Genomic DNA, 17,176 nt, shown 5'->3' on the forward strand with positions numbered 1-17,176 from the left:
ATTTAATTTTAAAAGGAGTGATATGGAACAAAGCTTTTTCAATATCGGTCAAAAAATCCCCTTTTTCAGCGTAAAGGAGTATTTAAGTGATCAAACGCCAATACCAGAGGACATAATTTCCCCTAGAATTCTAACTAAAAGAGGTTTGTTGGTACTGGGTGGCCCACCTAAAATCGGCAAAAGTGACTTTTTGATCTCTTGGCTTGTCCACATGGCTGCTGGAGTTTCGTTTCTTGGCATGACGCCGAGTAGACCTTTGAAGATCTTCTACATGCAAACTGAAATTGAATATGAATATATGAAAGAACGGTTGCAACAACTTCAACTTGATAACGAACTTTTGAATGTAGCTGCTAACAACTTAATCATTACGCCAAAAGTGCATTTATCATTTAATCATGATGAAATAAGTGAAATCAAGGAAATCGTGAAAGAACGCTTTAAACCTGATGTTTTGGCCATAGATCCATTGCGTAACATCTTTAGCAGTGAGTATGGAAATGAAAATGATAACAGTGCTATGCTGTTTTTTCTGCAAAAGACTCTTGAAAAGCTACGCAGTGCTGTCAATCCAGATGCTTGCATTGTACTCACTCATCATACAAAAAAATTATCAAAAAAGATGCTGGAAGAAGATCCATTTCAGGGTTTAAGCGGAGCTGGTTCTTTGAGGGGATTTTATAGTACTGGCATGGTGATGTTTGCTCATGATGAGGAAAGCACTGTCCGTCAAATAGTATTTGAGCTTCGTAATGGTGAACGTGTAGCAAGTAAGCTTGTTGATAAGATAGATAGTCGTTGGAAGCTTGCAGACCAATGGAGTTGATTTCTTTTTTTCATTTAATTTATAGGAGACAATATGTTATCAGATTTTTTAACTGATTTTAATACTGCAAAATTACAAAGTAATTTAATACCAAAAGGTACAATAGTCAAGGTAAAAATGGCAATTAAACCAGGAGATTATGAAAATTGGTTCATTAAAAGCTACACTACTGGCAGCATCTATTTAAACGTTGAATTTACTGTCACTGAAGGTCCATATGCAAAACGCAAGATTTTTCAGATTATAGGTGTCAAAAGTGGCAAAGCAAGCGTTGAAGGAGAAGATGTTTGGGGAGAATCTGGACGTTCTATGCTTAGAAGTATTTTAGAGTCAGCACGGAACATTCATTCAAATGACACTTCAGAAAAAGCAGTTATTGCTAGAAAAGTCAACTCTATAGCTGATTTTAATGGGTTAGAGTTTACTGCAAAAGTTGGTATTGAAGCTGATCGATATGGAGAAAAAAATAAGATTGCTACGGTTATTATCCCAGAGCAACATCAAAATACTGAGCTTGATTGGATACCTTTCTAAGTAAATAAAAGAATCATTTTTTTATCATAAATTATTGGAGGGCACCTTTTATGAATAGATCTCTAGAAGAAATAAAAGCGTTAGTAATTGATAGAATTGAAACTCCATTTACTACCTGGTGGCAAGTTTTACAAAAGTAAGTTTTATATTGGAGATTTACGTGGAGATAAAATAATAGTTGAGACAACAGGAGAAAGAGCCGGAGATTGTAGCTAAAATTAAAGAAGACGTAGTTGAATTTTTTACCTTCATTGCAGGTGACAAAAAAAGCGCTGAAGAATTGTATCGGTATATTGTAAAGAAGTATCCTTCTGCGTTTTCTGTCCAACATTGACTAAGGAGCTTAGCTAGCACTTAAGTTAATGGTAGATGGATTAAGCCGATAGCCTGACCAGTTACATGCTTGTATCACATCATCGCGTTTTATATTTAGTCCCAAGGTGCTAGCTAGCTTTTCTGCTATTGTTTTTTGCATTCTATTAAGAGGTCTGCGCACTTGCTGTTCTGGGTCTTCAATACCTAAACTATCTGCTATTTGAATGATACTAAGAAATTTATATTCTTTAGCTGCTTCAAAATCACGTAAAAATTGTTTAAGTAACACTCTAAAAATACGGATGCTCGAAATTGCTTGTTTGCCTATAATTTCAATATCATTAACATAAATAATATTATCTTCAACTTTTAATCGCAGTATCTTTTTTTCTGGAAGAGTTATTTCTTGCAGTGGAACATAAGGGAATGCTTGAAAAGAAACATTAGGTAATAGCTCTGGTACTCCTTTTTCAACTGCTTCGCTTAGTATTTGATTTAGAGTTTGATATTCACAAATTAAATCAGCCATGGAAACAGTGTATAGGCTTAACAATATTTTTAAGTCTTCCTTTCCAAAAGTTATAAGAACAGCAACATTAGCTCTTAACCTATCTACAGTTAAATATGACTTATCAGTACATAAAGTTGGTATTATAATGCTTACTATTTTACTTTTAAAGCTTATATGATATATCCCATTTGCCGCCTTTTCCCATATGAGTCCTATTAATAGTTTTTCAAACCAACTTATAATTTTTTCCGTATTAAGTTTTATTGAAAGCACAAGATAACGCTGTTTTTTGTAAGTATCAGGAAAAATATCACGACCACAATCCTCGCAAGCTAGATCATCACAATCTTCATCAAAATCATGAGAAATGATAACCTCATTTTTGCAATAAGGATTTTGTATATTTGGAAAATCAAGATCTAAATCATTAGCACAAATAACAAAATAATACTTCTCAAGCTTAACAAAATCAAGCTGACTGAGATGCTCTGCAGCCTTTATATAGTTCTCGTTAGGATTTACCCAGGACCTATTTACTAACATAGTATCAATATCTTGAGAGTGTTTTCGACAAAACGATAATTCCATAGCTATCTCTAATTAAAGACTTAAAATCATCTCGTTCTTTTCTATTGAGAACATATTCTGAGTAATCAATTTCTATATAATTTGCGTATTGCGTGTCTGTCTGAAAGGATAAAGTAACTTTTTTACTTTTAAACAATACTTTGATATGCTGAACAAGCGAAACATCATGCAGTACACTACCAACCGAAGGCTCTATTTTCTGCAACCACTCTTCAATATTATCTGTGTTTAACGTAAGATTAGTTTTAGATTTAGATGGACCAAATTTCAATTCAAATAGGTGAATATCAGGTACATGTTGTTTTACACAGTCATTCAAAAAAGTCCTCACTTGTGCTGTTGTATTTTGGTGGCGCATGTTAGTAAATGAACATTCTCGCTGAAAATAACAGCTTACTATTCTATTTGCTATTTTTAATCCTTGATCAAAACTTTGAATAGATAAGTTTACTTGGTTAGCATTTAAAGCAAAGTCAATAATAATTCTACTAGGTTTATAACCGTGTATTACCTTATTTGAACTGATTAATAAATCTTCATCTTTACTAGCACGTCGTATAAATAAGTAAATACTATTTTGGTAGTAAAAGAGTTCTTGAAATTGACTTTCAAAACTATCATTTTCAAATAGATCATGCTGTTTTAATATTTGCTGTATTGTACTTTCTGATAAAAAATCCTTAAATGAAGTGGCCTTTTGTCTTGGAGGATTTTTTAATATGAAAGGTAAAAACCCTTTTTTCTGTACTTGATTAAAGCAGAAAATTTGTTTTAGTAAGTTACGATTAGTTATAAAGAGAGTGAACAACAAGGACTTTTTGTCATATTTGTTATTTTGTAGCAGAAATGACTTCAGAAGATCTTGGCCTAATACAGACTGTGCTACTTCAGCTATAGTTGTATCTGATTTTGTACGACTAAAACGATTGACTAAATAATAATCAAACAGAGATTCAGAAATTTTAGTAAGCATTTTACGCTTTTGCTGAGTTGAAATATCATCGCATTGTTCGTGGTCTTTAAATAATTGCCTATTTTGCTTATTCTGAAAATAGTGGTTAAAAATCACACTTAATTGTCTACCAGAAAGAGAATTAAGCCAACTTTCACGTAAACTTGGATTTTGAAAGTCCTTAAGCAGAAAGGATACTGGCATTTCTAAATTACTTTCCCAAAACTCCTCACTAGCTATCATATATCTAAAAGTAAATATATTATGTCTAAAATAGATTAAAGATTAGTCAACAAAAATTTATTATGAAAAAAAAGAAGAATTTTCCTAAAAAAACTGAACAGTTTTTGTAATTTTGGTGAATATATATACAGGAGTCAAACTTTCAAATGTCAATTCTTACACAGTCAGGAAGAGCAGCAATAGCAGCCAGCATAAAAAAGCAATCTATCCATCTTGCTTGGGGCAGTGGTTGGGAAAGTAGCCATCAGGTCGAAAAAGTTTTTGTTGAGGGTGAAACAGCTCTAGATCACCACACTATTAAAGATGTAAGGGTTTTTACAGGACAAACAACTTATCAGCCAAATATAGTTGATAGCAGTAGTGGTGTAATAAAACGTACGGAAAATAGCTCTATCACGGCAAATAGTGCAGTTACTGTAGAGTATAGTGAAAGCACACCACCGGAGCATATTACGTCTCAAAAACTGTTCAATGAACTTGGCAGACGTACTGCCGATGAGGTTCTCTTTTGCACAGGTGATGAGAATGGAGAGCTTTTGACTCCAACAGGGAGGTTTAACCCTTCTAATGTACCAACCAATAATCTTTATCTCAAGTTTACTTTCGATTTCACGGACGCAGCAAATCAAGTTATCAGGGAGCTAGGAGTTATGGTTGGTACTAAAGTAAAAGAAGGGTTACCTAGAGGACAAAGATATTTTGAACCTCAAGATATAGAAGACCCAGGGATCTTATTAGTTTTAGAACATACAGTACCGCTCATTAGGACTTCAGCAACTCGGGAAACTTTTTCATTTGTTGTAACTTTTTGAAACAAAATGACCTTAAATAGTTATTATAATCGCTTTAATCCTGACAAAGAATACGAAAAAAGTTTGTTCCTGGCAGGAAGAGGTCTACAATCAGCAGAATTAAATGAGATTCAAGATTACGCCCTTTTGAGGCTCAAAGGCATAGGTGATGCAATATTTCGTGATGGTGATGTTATAACAGGCAGCAATTGTATTATAGAAGAGAAACTGGTAAAGTTACGCTTGAATCAGGAAAAATCTATCTTCGTGGAGCAGTTAGAAAAGTCGAAAAAGAAGAGTTTGTTGTTCCTCTTAATACTATAGTTCGTATCGGTGTTTATTACGTAGAATCTACCATTACAGAGCTTGAGGATGAAAATCTTCGTGATCCTGCTGTTGGTACAAGAAACTATCAGGAAGTAGGAGCTGCAAGGCTTAAAGTTTCCACCATTTGGGGTCATCAAGCAGAGAGTGTTACTGTTAACTCTACAAATGGGGAATTTTACCCAATTTACAACATTGAAAATGGGATATTAATAGAACATTCACCACCTCCACAAGCAAACATAGTAACTACTGCTCTTGCTCGTTATGACAAAGAAGCAAATGGTTCCTACGTTGTAAATGGCCTTGAAGTAATGTTTTTGCAAAAGGAAGAAGAGGGCAAAAAGCAAGTATTCGTGATTAATGAGGGCAAAGCTCATGTTGATGGCTATGAAATTGAGTTACCACATAGTATTCGCATTTCTTTTGATGAAATATAAAATCAGTTGAATCAGAGCCACATACTTTTCAGCCAAATAGCCAAAGAGTAATGGAACTAAAAGTTAATGATTTTCCAATAAGTGAAATTAAAAAAGTAGATATAACTGTTCAAAAAACATTTGCCGTTACTCACGGTTCATATTCTGGAGCTATTCCTGATTCTGCAGTGCTAGAAATTATCCAGATTAAACAAGGCAATGTTATTTATGAAAATAGTATAGATTACAAATTAAACGCAGGAAACGTTGATTGGTCATTACCCGGCAAAGAACCAGCACCTGGAAGTAGTTACCTTATAACCTATCGCTGTCGCACTCAGGTAAGTCCTGAAGATATAAATGAAGAGGGATGTAAAGTAAGAGGTGCCGTTGATAACAGTCTGGTTCTGATTGATTACACCTGGAAAATGCCACGCTATGATTTAATTACTATCGATAGCAAAGGAGCAGTAAGGAGAATAAAAGGTATAGCTCACCCTTGGCGACCATCAATGCCTAAAGCACCTAGCGGACAACTTTTGCTCTGCTACATTCATCAGACATGGAAAAACGGAGAAAAAGAAGGGGTAAAAATAGTGAATAATGCTATTCATGCTGTACCGATGAATGAGCTTGAAGCAATGAAAAAAGGAATAAATGATCTTTATGCGCTGGTTGCAGAGGAACGTCTACGCAGTGATGCAAATTCAAGAGAACCTACTACCAAAAAAGGAGTATTTGTTGATTCGTTCTTTGATGATGATATGCGTGATCAAGCAGTTTGCAGCAATAGTAAACAAGGAACTAATTTTGCCGATAGACGTGGAAATTATTGATGTTGAAAGAGGTAAAGAACCTTATTTATTGCCGTATGAACTTGAGCCAGTGCTTGAGCAGCTTTTACAGACTAAAGGAGAAAAGATTAATCCATATCAAGCTTTTGACCCAGTACCGGTTCAAATTACTCTAAATAAAAACATTGATCACTGGACGGAGGTTACCACGAATTGGAAAAGTCCAATAACCAGGGTATTTAATGTTAAAGAAACAACAGAATTGCTGTCAAGTACTTCATACGAAGCTGAATTTATGAGAGAAGTAGTACAAGATTTTGAAATTGAAGGTTTTGAGCTAGGTGAAAAGCTTAAGGAAATAAAATTTGATGGCATCAGTATTCAACCCATAGCATAGAAGGCAAATGGAAAAAAGAGCTAACAACCAGGGAAAATTAAAGGGAAAAATAAAAATCCCAGCAAATATTCCAGCAGGTACTAAATTAGTACAGTTTTACGGTGATAAAGGCAGTTATGGAGAAGCAACTTATACTGGTAAAAAAACTATTACCATAGAAGAAAGAAGAAGAGTTATTGCAGCAAGAAGAGTTAGCCCAGACATTTACACCAAATGAAAGCAGACACATAGGAGGTGTAGAGATATGGTTCACAAATAGCGGCAAAAAACGTGTTGTTGTGCAGATTAGAGCAACAGCAGTGGGAATGCCCTCGCAGACTGTCATTGCTGAAAGCTATATTGAGCCAAAAGATATAAAGATAGATGGCACAGCAACACGTATTACTTGGTCTCCTGTCTGGTGTGAAGCTGGCAGAGAATATGCAATAGTTTTACTTACCGATGATGCAGATACTGCAGTAAAGGTAGCAGAGCTTGGCAAATATGATGCAGTAAATAGCCGTTGGGTAGCCATATCAAGTGGGAGTATTACTTTCATCGAGCAATGCAAGTACCTGGACTCCACATCAAAATTTAGATTTAACGTTTCGACTACTAGCTGCAAAATTTAGTGAAAATTCTCATGTTATTGATCTTGGAAAAGTTACTGCAAATAACGTATCAGATTTAATTGTTTTGACGAACGTCGAAAAAGTAGCATTTGATACCAATGTAGAATTTATTTTAACAGATGAAGAGGGAAAAGAAAACTTTTTGTCTGATAATTTGCCACTCGCACTACGTGAAAGAATCAGTGGAGAGTTAACAGTAAAGGCAAATTTAAAAGGGTCAAAAGAAAGAAGTCCTGTTCTCTATCCTGGGTTACAGCTAGTTATGGGTAATCTTTCTGAGAGTGCAGATTATGTAACAAGAAGCATTACAGCGGGAGCTAACACTAAGATAACAATTACCTATGATGCGCTGATACCTGGCACTGCAGATGTTAAAGCATATGTGCAAAAAAACGTGAATTGGCAATTAGTAAATTTAACATTAGGAAAACCAATAGGGGAAAATTGGGTAGAAAGAACTCACGTACTGACAAACTTTAATGGCAATGAGACAAGAATAAAATTAGTTTTAAGTGGAACAGTTGTCTATCGGCCAAAAGTCAAAAATCTACGAATCATTGTCACGTAGCAGAATGTCAGATGATAAAACAAGCAGAGGATATTCACTACCTCATCCAGAGAATATTGCAGTGGAAGATGTAGTATGTATTCGAAGAGCTATAGAAAAAATAGATGAAGATATGAGTGAGAGAGAAAATGAACTTAAGAGTAATTTTGAGCGGGTTAACTTTGAAACTTTTTTAAATTTTTGGGAATGAAAGAAGCAATAGAAGCATTACACCAAAGGATAAAGGATTTAGCAGTAAGTAGCACACCTGATCAACTGGCATATCTTGCAAAATCTCTGGAATTGATAGCAGATAAAAAAGCTATTTCCAACGTTGTGCAAATGACTGAAGTAAAAGAAATAATTGATGCACTACAAAAAAGACTTAAGGATTTAGTAGCAAACAGTACTCCAGATCAATTAGCATATCTTGCTAAAGCACTGGAATCAATAATCGACAAAAGTGCGGTTTCTGAAATTGTACAGATGACAGATGGTAAGTTAAATGAACTTTTAAGCGCTGCAAGGAAGCACTTAAGTGACATAAACAGCAATAAGGAAAATTCAATATCTGCAATAACTGAAGCAAAAACAGATTCTGTCAATGAAATTAACAAGCTTAGGGATAATTCCTTAAACACTTTAAAAGCATCATCAGATTCACATATATCGCTACTTGATACGAGAAAGAATGCCAATATTGCAGCAATAAACAGTGTTAGCAACAGTCATAAAGATGGTCTTAAAGGTGTAGTAGAAAGTTTTCGTGCTATTAATAATGTACCACCTGGTTCATCAATTATAGGAGAAATAGAAACTCGAATTGAAAACATCTCTAATGAGGTAAAAACTAGAGATGATCAATTAAGAACATCTCTTACAAATGATGTAAAGACTCGAGATGATCAATTAAAAGTGTCGCTTACAAACGAAATAAAAAAGCGCAATATGGTTGAACCAGGTTCATTACCTTTCTTATTTGGTGTACTTGGAAGAAAAAATAATTATTTTGGCCACGGAACTTTTATGACAGAGCTTGGAAAGTGGAGTAGTGATATAACAAAAACTGACTATATGTTACAACTACTAGCAGGTAGCCATACATACGATACAGATTATGTTAGTTTATATCGGCCAAGACAACTCAGTTTTATAGAGGGAAGTAAAGGAACATTTATTTACGGAGAGTTATACACAAACAGTTTTTCTGGTAGTTATGATCAAATATACTATTACCCATATGCTGCACTTGGAGTAGTATTTGTAAAAAATACAACCAATGTGAACATAAATAAGACAATGGAATTTGTTGGATCATCGTATTCGAGTACGGAGTATGGGGGAGCAGGATTATTTGTGGGAACTCCTGATAATACTAATTCTAATAAATCAAGTATTTCAAAAATAGTATGGAAAAATGTTTACCAATACACGAGTTCTGATAGCAAGTTAGCCGGATCTGGTAATGTGGAGATTCCAGCAGGAAAAACAGTTGCAATATTACTTTACACATCATCTTACCTGTATTCCAGAACACAGGTCAGTCAAGGTATGCTTGCATCAAATTATGTATACAACTATGGTCAATTTATCCAGTGGGGACATACGTAGCAATTTTCTCACCACAGGGCTTGAGGTAGATGTGGAAAGGACGCTCAGGGCTTGGCAATGTCCAGGATTAGAACGAACTGATCAAATATGGCAATGAGGAGGAATTTGTGACTATTTATATACGTTTTGAAAACCACAAGCAGATTGAAACAACAACACTTGAAAACAAGCCAACAGGAAATGATTGGTATGAAGCGCCAAAGAATTTTGATTGGCAAAAAAGCTATTGTTTAACAGAAGGAGGAGAAATTGCTCAGTGTACTAAAGAAGATATACAAAAGGAGTTACTGGATAATGCGAAGCTTTGTGCATTTGATAGTATGCGTTTCTATTATGATAATCATACTCACCAATATGCAGGTCATTCTCACCAAAAAGCTAAATCTTATGAGATTCAAGCGGAAGCCGCAAAAAGCATTCTAGCAGCACCAGAATCTATAGATGAAAAGGATAAAGAAATTATAGAACCTCTAGCAAAAGTACGTGGTATTACGGTTATTGAAATGGCAGGAATAATCGAGGAAAAAGTGAAAAAAGCAGTAAAAGCAATAATTAAATGTGAAGAGCTTGAAGATTTAGCCAAAAGAAAGATTGAAGAAGCCAAAAGTGAAAATGAGCTACAGACTTTGCTAGATGATTTCAGGAAAAAAATACAAAGAAATGGCTGAAGAATTTTTACATGGTGTAAATGTTATTGAGGTAACCTCAGGGTCAAGAACAGTACGCACAGCTAAATCATCAGTGATAGGTGTAATTGGTACTGCATTCGAAGCTGATGAGCAAAAATTTCCACTGAATAAACCAGTACTGATAGCAGGAAGTTTAAAGGAAGCAGCAAAGCTTGGAAAGAGTGGCAGTTTACCTTCTGCAGTAAATGGAATATTTTCCCAAATTGGTGCAACAGTAGTAGTTATTAGAGTTAAAGAAAGTGAAAACAGCGATTCAAAGCTCAAAGAAAGTGAAACTATTCAAAGTATAATTGGCGGAGTTGATAAAGAGACTGGAGAGTATCAAGGGATAGAGGCATTCCTCAGCAATGAAAGTATAGTTCATGTTGCCCCAAGAATATTAATTGCACCTCAATTTACTCACCAACTACCAGAAGATGCAGTGGTTGCAGCATTAATTTCCGTAGCAGAAAAGCTGAGAAGCATAATAGTAGCAGATGGACCAAATACTAATGATGAAGAAGCAATAAAATGGAGAAAAAGTGTAGGCAGCTCAAGAGTTTACGTAGTTGATCCTTGGGTTAAGGTATTTATTGAAGGAAAAGAAGGAATCTTGCCAGCAAGCCCATTTGTAGCTGGTTTAATAGCTAAGATAGACAGCGAGCAAGGCTTCTGGCACTCACCTTCAAATAAAGAGATAAATGGTATTGTTGGAACAAGCAGGCCTATTGATTTTACGCTCGGTAATATAAATTGTAGAGCAAACCACTTGAATGAAAATGAAGTAACAACGATAATTCATCAAAATGGCTATAGGCTTTGGGGAAATAGAACATGTTCAAATGACTCAAAATGGGCTTTTTTATCAGTGAGAAGAACTGCAGATTTAATTAACGATAGTTTACTTAGGGCTCATTTATGGGCAGTTGATCGCAATATCACTAAAACTTATATAGATGATGTGATTGAGGGGGTGAATTCTTATTTGGCTAATTTAAAAGCCCAAGGAGCGATTATCAGTGGAAGATGTTATGCAACCCCAGAACTCAATACGCCGGCAAACATTGCAAGTGGAAAAGTATATTTTGACTTTGAATTTACACCACCGTATCCGGCTGAGCAAATAATATTCAGATCTCATCTTGTAAATAATAGTGTAATAAGTTAGGAGAAAGCGAAGTGTTACCAAAAATACTGAGAAATTTTAACGTATTTGTTGATGGTCGTGGTTATGCAGGAAAAATAGATGAAATTACCCTACCAAAGCTTACCATAAAAACCGAAGAGTACAGAGCTGGTGGTATGGATATTCCAATAAATATTGATATGGGGATGGAGAAACTTGAAGCTGATTTTACTTTTGCAGAATATGATTCAGAACTTTTTAGGCTTTTTGGCTTGATAGATGGAAATTCGGTTTCTTTGACGCTAAGAGGTGGATTACAAGGAAGTGGAAGTAATGATATTGAAGGAGTAATAATCAATTTAAGGGGCATATTCAAAGAATTTGATTTTGGTAGCTGGAAACCTGCTGAAAAAGCAACGCTGAAGTGTACTGTAGCTGCTCATTACTATAAACTTGCGATAGGTAGTAATGAATTAATAGAAATCGATGCTGAAAATATGATTAGAAAGATAAATGATGTTGATCAAATGGCCTTGCTGCAAACGATTCTAGGGATTTAATGGAATAGATGGATGCCTTTTTATATAACCACTTTTTTATTGAAAAATTACTGATAATACTGTATAATTAGTAACGTTTTTTAGGCATTTTTGCTATGGCTTTATCTAAATTTCTCGACCCTAAGAATGATATAGCATTCCGCCGTATCTTTGGTACAGAAAAGAATAAAGATATCCTCATTCACTTTCTAAATGATATTTTGAGTTTTACTGGCAAAAATGCAATACAGGATATAGAGTTCTTAAGTACTATTCAAGATCCTGATATTGCATCTAAAAAGCAAAGTATTGTTGACGTGCTATGTAGAGATTCAACAGGAGTGCAATGGATAATTGAGATGCAGGTCGCTAAAACCAAAGGCTTTGAAAAACGTGCCCAATACTACGCTGCTAAAGCTTACTCAAGACAAGCGGATAAAGGTGATCAATACCATGACCTTAAGGAAATTATCTTTATTGCTATAGCAGATTGTATACTATTTCCTGATAAGTCTGAGTATAAATCAAAACACACTATTCGCGATGAAGATACTAATGAACATGATCTAAAAGATTTTTACTTTGTATTTATTGAACTGCCTAAATTTACAAAAACCAAAGAAGATCAGCTTTCAAATATAGTTGAGAAGTGGGTATATTTTTTTAAGTACGCTGATGAAACAAGTGAAGAAGAATTGGAAAGGATAACAGGAAGTGACGTAATAATCAAAAAAGCGTATGAAGAGCTAAATAGGTTTAACTGGTCAGAAAAAGAGTTTATAGCATATGAACAGGAGACCAAGCGTATTCGTGATGAACAGGCTGTCCTTGCTCAAAAACTCGATGATGCTAAACATGAAGGAATCCAAATTGGAGAAGAGAAAGGAAAGATTGAAGGAAAGATTGAAGGAAAGATTGAAGGAAAGATTGAAGGAAAGATTGAAGGAAAGATTGAAGGAAAGATTGAAGGAAAGATTGAAGTTGCAAAAGCGATGCTGACCAATAACGTTGATATTAACACTATTGTCAAGTGTACAGGTCTTTCTGTTGATGAAGTTCAAGAATTAATCCAAGTGGAAAGGAAATAACCCCTACTACAACTTTTATATTAGGTTGCCTCTTCAATCAAACACAAAAACTGTAATAAAAAAAATTAGTTATGTAAAAGCCGATATAGACTTTTATTTAATTAACTTTTTCAGGAAAAGTATGCAAGCTATAACACTAAACAACCCAATTACAGTTGATGGTATTTCTGTCTCAGAACTTACCGTTAGACGTCCAAAAGTTAGAGATTATCTTGCTATTGAGAGACTTAATGGTAGTGATCTGAGTAAGGAAGTAACTTTGACTGCCAATTTGACATCAGTTGCAAAAGAAGCAATTGAAGAGTTAGATATTGCTGATTATGTGAAAATTCAAGAGGTATTAAAGGATTTTTTTTCACCGATTATCCAAAAAACTTGAGATTAGAAATACTAGTGCTTGGCTCTATCATAGGTGGTGGAGTTGAGCACATTCTTGATATGGAGATTAGTGAGTTTATTTTATGGAGCAAATTAGCTAGGAAGTTCAAATGTCAGTATTATCGATAAAAATAGGTGCGGTACTTGATGGCAGTTTTAATACTGTAATAAAGGGAAGTAGTAGTCAACTTACCTGTCTTGGTGAGAATATAAGAAAGCTTGACTCATCTTTAAAATCAGTATCAAAGTTTAAGCAGTTGGGTCATGATGTTTTGACTAGCAGGAGGTCGTGGAAGGGCTTTGAAGATCAAGTAAAATCTTTAGCTAAACAAATGAAAGCGATAGAGAAACCAAGCAAAACTTTAAAAGCTGAGTTTGATAAAGCTAAATTTTCTGCAACAAAAGCAAAAGAAGCTTACTTGAAAAAGAGAGATACTTTGTACTCACTAAATGAAGAAATCAGAAAAAGTGGAAGGAATATTAAGTCATTAGTAAGTGATCAATATAAACTTGGTTCTTCTATTGAAATACTAAAAGGTAAGTATGGTAAGCTTGGGTCTGCAATACGTAGTCACCAAAGTTTTTTAGCAAGTAAAGCACATTTTAAGTCACAAATTATAGAAACTATTGGGCTGGGACTTTCACTTGCAGCTCCAGTTAAAGTTGCAATTGACTTTGAAAGTGCTATGGCTGATGTTACAAAAGTGGTAGATTTTAAAAAAGGAACGGATGAAGCAACTAAATTTGCAAAGAAGTTAAAAGAGATGTCACATACTATACCATTATCAGCCGCAGAACTGGCACAAATAGCTGCAAGTGGTGGTCAACTTGGTATCAAGAAAGAAGATCTTTTTAAGTTTACAGAAACAGTGGCAAAAATGTCAACAGCATTTGATATGTCTGCAGAGCAAGCAGGTGATTCTATAGCTAAACTCTCTAACGTTTATGGAATTGATGTTAGTAAAATGGAATACGTTGGTAATGTAATCAATCACTTATCAGATAACACTGCTGCCAAAGCAAAAGATATGGTTGAAGCTCTAGCAATAGTTGGTGGTACTGCAAAACAATTTGGTCTTGACATCAAGGAAACAAGTAGTTTAGTAAATGCCTTCGTTAGTTTAGGTAAACAACCAGCAAAAGCTGCAACTGCTATAAATGCTCTACTTAGTAAACTTCAGACTGCTGAAGAACAAGGAGGGGATTTTAAAGCAGCATTAGAGCAAATGGGCATAACTGCAGAAGAAATAGTACAAAGAATAAGCGAAAACGGCGAAGAAGCATTACTCTATTTTTTTCAAACTCTAAAGAAAATGGATAACCAGGAACGTTCTACAATCCTTATGAAACTTTTCGGTCAGGAATATCAAGATGATATTGCATTATTAGCTGGAAGTTTTAACAAATACGAAGATGCTATAAGGTTACTATCTGACACAGAAGAGTACAAGAGCTCGTTGCAGAAAGAATTTCAAAACCGTGTAGACACCACAGCCAGTAAATTACGACTTCTTCGCAACGCAATAGCTGAAGTTGGTATGAACCTGGGTTCAGTGATGCTGCCTACTTTAAAATCTATAGCTGAATTTTTACAAGAAAAAACTAGAAGCATAGCGTTATTTGCAGAAAAATATCCAACTTTAACCAAAGCAATCATGGGTACTGTAGCAGCCTTGATAAGTTTAAAAATTGTAGCAGTAGGACTAGGATACGGATTTACATTGCTAGGAAGTACGATTTTTAGTCTGAAAGCAAACCTACTTGGAGTATTTTCATTTTTATCAGCTACAGTTTTTCCTGCAGTAGTAACAGGACTAAGAGCAGTAACACTCGCTATAATGAGTAACCCTATAGGACTTTTAATAGCAAGTCTTGCTACTGGTGCAGCACTTGTTATAACTAACTGGCAAAAGGTAAAAGACTTTTTCTCTAACTTTTTGGAGTACATAAAATCACTCATTAAACCTATAGGAGAAGCTTTTTCATGGATAGGAGAAAGTGTATTTGGAAAAGTATTGGAAAATAGCCCACTGAAAGAGTTTGAAAAAAGAAAAACTGAAGTAAAAGCAGTGCATACTCCCCTAAAAAGTAATATTCTCAACAGTGGAAATCCTGTGCTAGGTAACAGTATAATTAAAGAATTTTCAAAGAGAAATAAAAATAGCTTCAGAGTCAAAAGCCTTATTGAGGAGAAAAAGTTTACAGAGAGCGATAAGATATTTGCAGATTTTGCAAGGAGTAAGTTTGAAAATAAAGAACAAAATAAAACTCAGAACATCACTAATAATTATACTATCAGCATTAAAGCAGAGCCAAATCAAGATATCCGTAGCCTTGCAGATGAAGTAATAAAAAGGATAAGAGAGAAGTCACGTGATATTTTATTTGATACAGTAGAGACATTTTATTGATGCTATCTCTTGGTCCGTATAAGTTTGCCCCCACAAGTTTAAAGTATAGCAGAGAAAATCGTTGGAGCACGATTGAGTGCATTGGAAATATGCCACTATTGCAAAATATCGGCCAAGGTGTAGAAAATATAGATTTGGAAGGAATGATTTATCTGCATAATCTCAACGGCCTAAATCAACTAAAGAATATGAAAGAAGCTGAAAAACCACATGTTTTAGTAAATAGTTTAGGTAATATTTTAGGACAATTTGTAATTACCAGGTTAGAAGAAAAGCAGATGTATTTTTTACCTAATGGATTACCAAGAAAAGTTCAATTGAGCTTGAATTTGAAGAGCTATAGATGACTATATATTATGTGAGCAAAGAAAATGAAATGTTAGATCTGATTTGCTGGAAACATTATGGATACAGTAGTGGAGCAGTGGAGGAAGTATTGCTTAAAAATCCAGGCCTTGCAGAATACTGGAGCTTGCCAGCAGGGTTAAAGATAAAACTTCCCGTTGTTCAGAAACCAGTACAAAAGTCAAAATTAAAGGTATGGGAATAAATGCAGCCAGATTTTATAATAGATAAATGTGAATCAATTAAAGATAGAGTTATATCATTGCGCCTTACCGATGAATCTGGGACAATAGACGATGTAGTTGAAGTGTGTGTTGATTACAGGGATGATAACATAAAAGTTCCAAAAGAGCTAAAGATTGCTTTGGGATATAGAGAAACAGGAGTACTACCCATAGGTGTATATACAGTCAATGAAGTTACAGTACAAAGTCCACCAAAAACCTTAACGATCAAAGCTCATGCAACAAATTTGATGATATCACTAAAGGAAAAAGTATCTAGGGAGTGGCACCAGATTACACTGGGTGATCTAGTCAAAGAAATAGCAAATAAACATGGATATGGGCACAAAGTTGCTGAAGAATTTAAAGATATATTAATACCACACATTGATCAGACTGAGGAAAGTGATATTAATTTATTAACTAGGATAGCTATAGAGCGAGAAGCCATGGCAAAATTAGCAGGAGGATATATATTATTTATTCCAAAAGGTGCAGCAAAATCAGCAACAGGAAAGGTTTTAGGAACAACAACTATCAGACCTGAAGACACAATCAATTGGAAAGTACATTTTACTGTACGTAATAAATACAACTCAGTGATAGCAAAATGGTATAGTTATGAAAAGGGAGAGCAAATATCAGAAACAGTAGGCAGCGGTGAACCAAGTTACGCCATACAGACAATTTATCCAAATGCAGAATCAGCAATTAGTGCAGCAAAAGCCAGATTTAAGCAACTGCAGCGTAATAATGAGACTTTAGAGATGACAATACCAGGTAATCCAGAGCTATTTGCAGAAGCAAAACTTAATCTTGTAGGATTCAATCAAGACATAGATGGTGAATGGGTGGTTGATAAAGCAGAACATACTTTAAATAGTTTAGGTTATCTTACTACATTATCAGCGTCTTTGAGTAAGTATTAAGAGAA

General features: G+C 34.8%; 17 protein-coding genes and 2 pseudogenes. 17 read left to right on the forward strand and 2 right to left on the reverse strand.

All coding sequences use genetic code 11. The features are described from left to right. Positions 1 to 22 precede the first annotated feature (22 nt). From wVul_RS06765 to wVul_RS09160, 3 genes are all read left to right on the forward strand, one after another. Entirely contained in the window at positions 23 to 826 is an 804-nt protein-coding gene (locus wVul_RS06765) for an AAA family ATPase (RefSeq protein ID WP_047759127.1), read from the forward strand. A gap of 33 nt (positions 827 to 859) precedes the next feature. Then, positions 860 to 1,360 carry a hypothetical protein gene (locus wVul_RS06770; RefSeq protein WP_047759126.1) on the forward strand — a complete coding sequence of 167 codons (501 nt, stop codon included), beginning with the start codon at positions 860 to 862 and terminating at the stop codon, positions 1,358 to 1,360. Positions 1,361 to 1,538: 178 nt separating this feature from the next. Further along, positions 1,539 to 1,694, forward strand: coding sequence for a hypothetical protein (locus wVul_RS09160; RefSeq protein WP_153295678.1), 156 nt, complete (start codon positions 1,539 to 1,541; stop codon positions 1,692 to 1,694). 9 nt (positions 1,695 to 1,703) lie between these two features. On the opposite strand, the gene wVul_RS06775 is transcribed toward wVul_RS09160, so the two are convergent. Both wVul_RS06775 and wVul_RS06780 read right to left on the reverse strand, forming a co-directional pair. Beyond that, positions 1,704 to 2,774 (reverse strand): hypothetical protein, encoded by a 1,071-nt coding sequence (locus wVul_RS06775; RefSeq protein ID WP_047759664.1) that lies wholly within the window; start codon positions 2,772 to 2,774, stop codon positions 1,704 to 1,706. Further along, entirely contained in the window at positions 2,734 to 3,969 is a 1,236-nt protein-coding gene (locus wVul_RS06780) for a hypothetical protein (protein WP_047759665.1), read from the reverse strand. Before wVul_RS06780 ends, wVul_RS06775 begins: the two co-directional genes overlap by 41 nt. A gap of 146 nt (positions 3,970 to 4,115) precedes the next feature. Between wVul_RS06780 and wVul_RS06785 the strand changes: the two genes are divergently transcribed. The 14 genes and pseudogenes from wVul_RS06785 (at position 4,116) to wVul_RS06850 (ending at position 17,171) form a co-directional block, all read left to right on the forward strand. After that, positions 4,116 to 4,781 (forward strand): hypothetical protein, encoded by a 666-nt coding sequence (locus wVul_RS06785; protein ID WP_047759666.1) that lies wholly within the window; start codon positions 4,116 to 4,118, stop codon positions 4,779 to 4,781. A 6-nt stretch (positions 4,782 to 4,787) separates the two neighbouring features. Beyond that, positions 4,788 to 6,694: pseudogene (locus wVul_RS06790) on the forward strand (DUF4815 domain-containing protein). A gap of 7 nt (positions 6,695 to 6,701) precedes the next feature. Beyond that, positions 6,702 to 7,873: pseudogene (locus wVul_RS06795) on the forward strand (hypothetical protein). Positions 7,874 to 7,877: 4 nt separating this feature from the next. Further along, a complete protein-coding gene (locus tag wVul_RS06800; protein ID WP_047759667.1) occupies positions 7,878 to 8,063 on the forward strand; it encodes a hypothetical protein in 186 nt (61 codons plus the stop codon). Beyond that, on the forward strand, positions 8,060 to 9,463 hold the full coding sequence (locus wVul_RS06805; protein WP_410543415.1) for a hypothetical protein: 1,404 nt from the start codon (positions 8,060 to 8,062) through the stop codon (positions 9,461 to 9,463). Before wVul_RS06800 ends, wVul_RS06805 begins: the two co-directional genes overlap by 4 nt. A 107-nt stretch (positions 9,464 to 9,570) precedes the next feature. Then, positions 9,571 to 10,131 (forward strand): hypothetical protein, encoded by a 561-nt coding sequence (locus wVul_RS06810; RefSeq protein WP_047759668.1) that lies wholly within the window; start codon positions 9,571 to 9,573, stop codon positions 10,129 to 10,131. Continuing rightward, positions 10,124 to 11,299: a phage tail sheath subtilisin-like domain-containing protein gene (locus wVul_RS06815; RefSeq protein WP_047759837.1), complete on the forward strand. Its 1,176-nt coding sequence runs from the start codon at positions 10,124 to 10,126 to the stop codon at positions 11,297 to 11,299. The genes wVul_RS06810 and wVul_RS06815 overlap by 8 nt, the downstream gene beginning before the upstream one ends. A gap of 11 nt (positions 11,300 to 11,310) precedes the next feature. Further along, positions 11,311 to 11,817 (forward strand): phage major tail tube protein, encoded by a 507-nt coding sequence (locus wVul_RS06820; RefSeq protein ID WP_047759669.1) that lies wholly within the window; start codon positions 11,311 to 11,313, stop codon positions 11,815 to 11,817. A 95-nt stretch (positions 11,818 to 11,912) separates the two neighbouring features. Further along, on the forward strand, positions 11,913 to 12,884 hold the full coding sequence (locus wVul_RS06825) for an Rpn family recombination-promoting nuclease/putative transposase (protein WP_047759670.1): 972 nt from the start codon (positions 11,913 to 11,915) through the stop codon (positions 12,882 to 12,884). A 121-nt stretch (positions 12,885 to 13,005) separates the two neighbouring features. After that, positions 13,006 to 13,263, forward strand: a complete 258-nt coding sequence (locus wVul_RS06830; protein WP_010405430.1) for a phage tail assembly protein — start codon at positions 13,006 to 13,008, stop codon at positions 13,261 to 13,263. Positions 13,264 to 13,372: 109 nt separating this feature from the next. Then, the gene (locus tag wVul_RS06835; RefSeq protein WP_047759671.1) at positions 13,373 to 15,673 is read left to right on the forward strand and encodes a phage tail tape measure protein; all 2,301 of its coding nucleotides are present in this window, start codon (positions 13,373 to 13,375) and stop codon (positions 15,671 to 15,673) included. Then, entirely contained in the window at positions 15,673 to 16,020 is a 348-nt protein-coding gene (locus tag wVul_RS06840; protein WP_047759672.1) for a phage tail protein, read from the forward strand. Before wVul_RS06835 ends, wVul_RS06840 begins: the two co-directional genes overlap by 1 nt. Next, a complete protein-coding gene (locus tag wVul_RS06845) occupies positions 16,017 to 16,223 on the forward strand; it encodes a tail protein X (RefSeq protein WP_047759673.1) in 207 nt (68 codons plus the stop codon). Before wVul_RS06840 ends, wVul_RS06845 begins: the two co-directional genes overlap by 4 nt. Beyond that, positions 16,224 to 17,171 (forward strand): contractile injection system protein, VgrG/Pvc8 family, encoded by a 948-nt coding sequence (locus wVul_RS06850; protein WP_047759674.1) that lies wholly within the window; start codon positions 16,224 to 16,226, stop codon positions 17,169 to 17,171. It abuts the gene before it with no gap. Positions 17,172 to 17,176: the final 5 nt, after the last annotated feature.

Source organism: Wolbachia endosymbiont of Armadillidium vulgare str. wVulC (assembly GCF_001027565.1).
GTDB lineage: Bacteria > Pseudomonadota > Alphaproteobacteria > Rickettsiales > Anaplasmataceae > Wolbachia.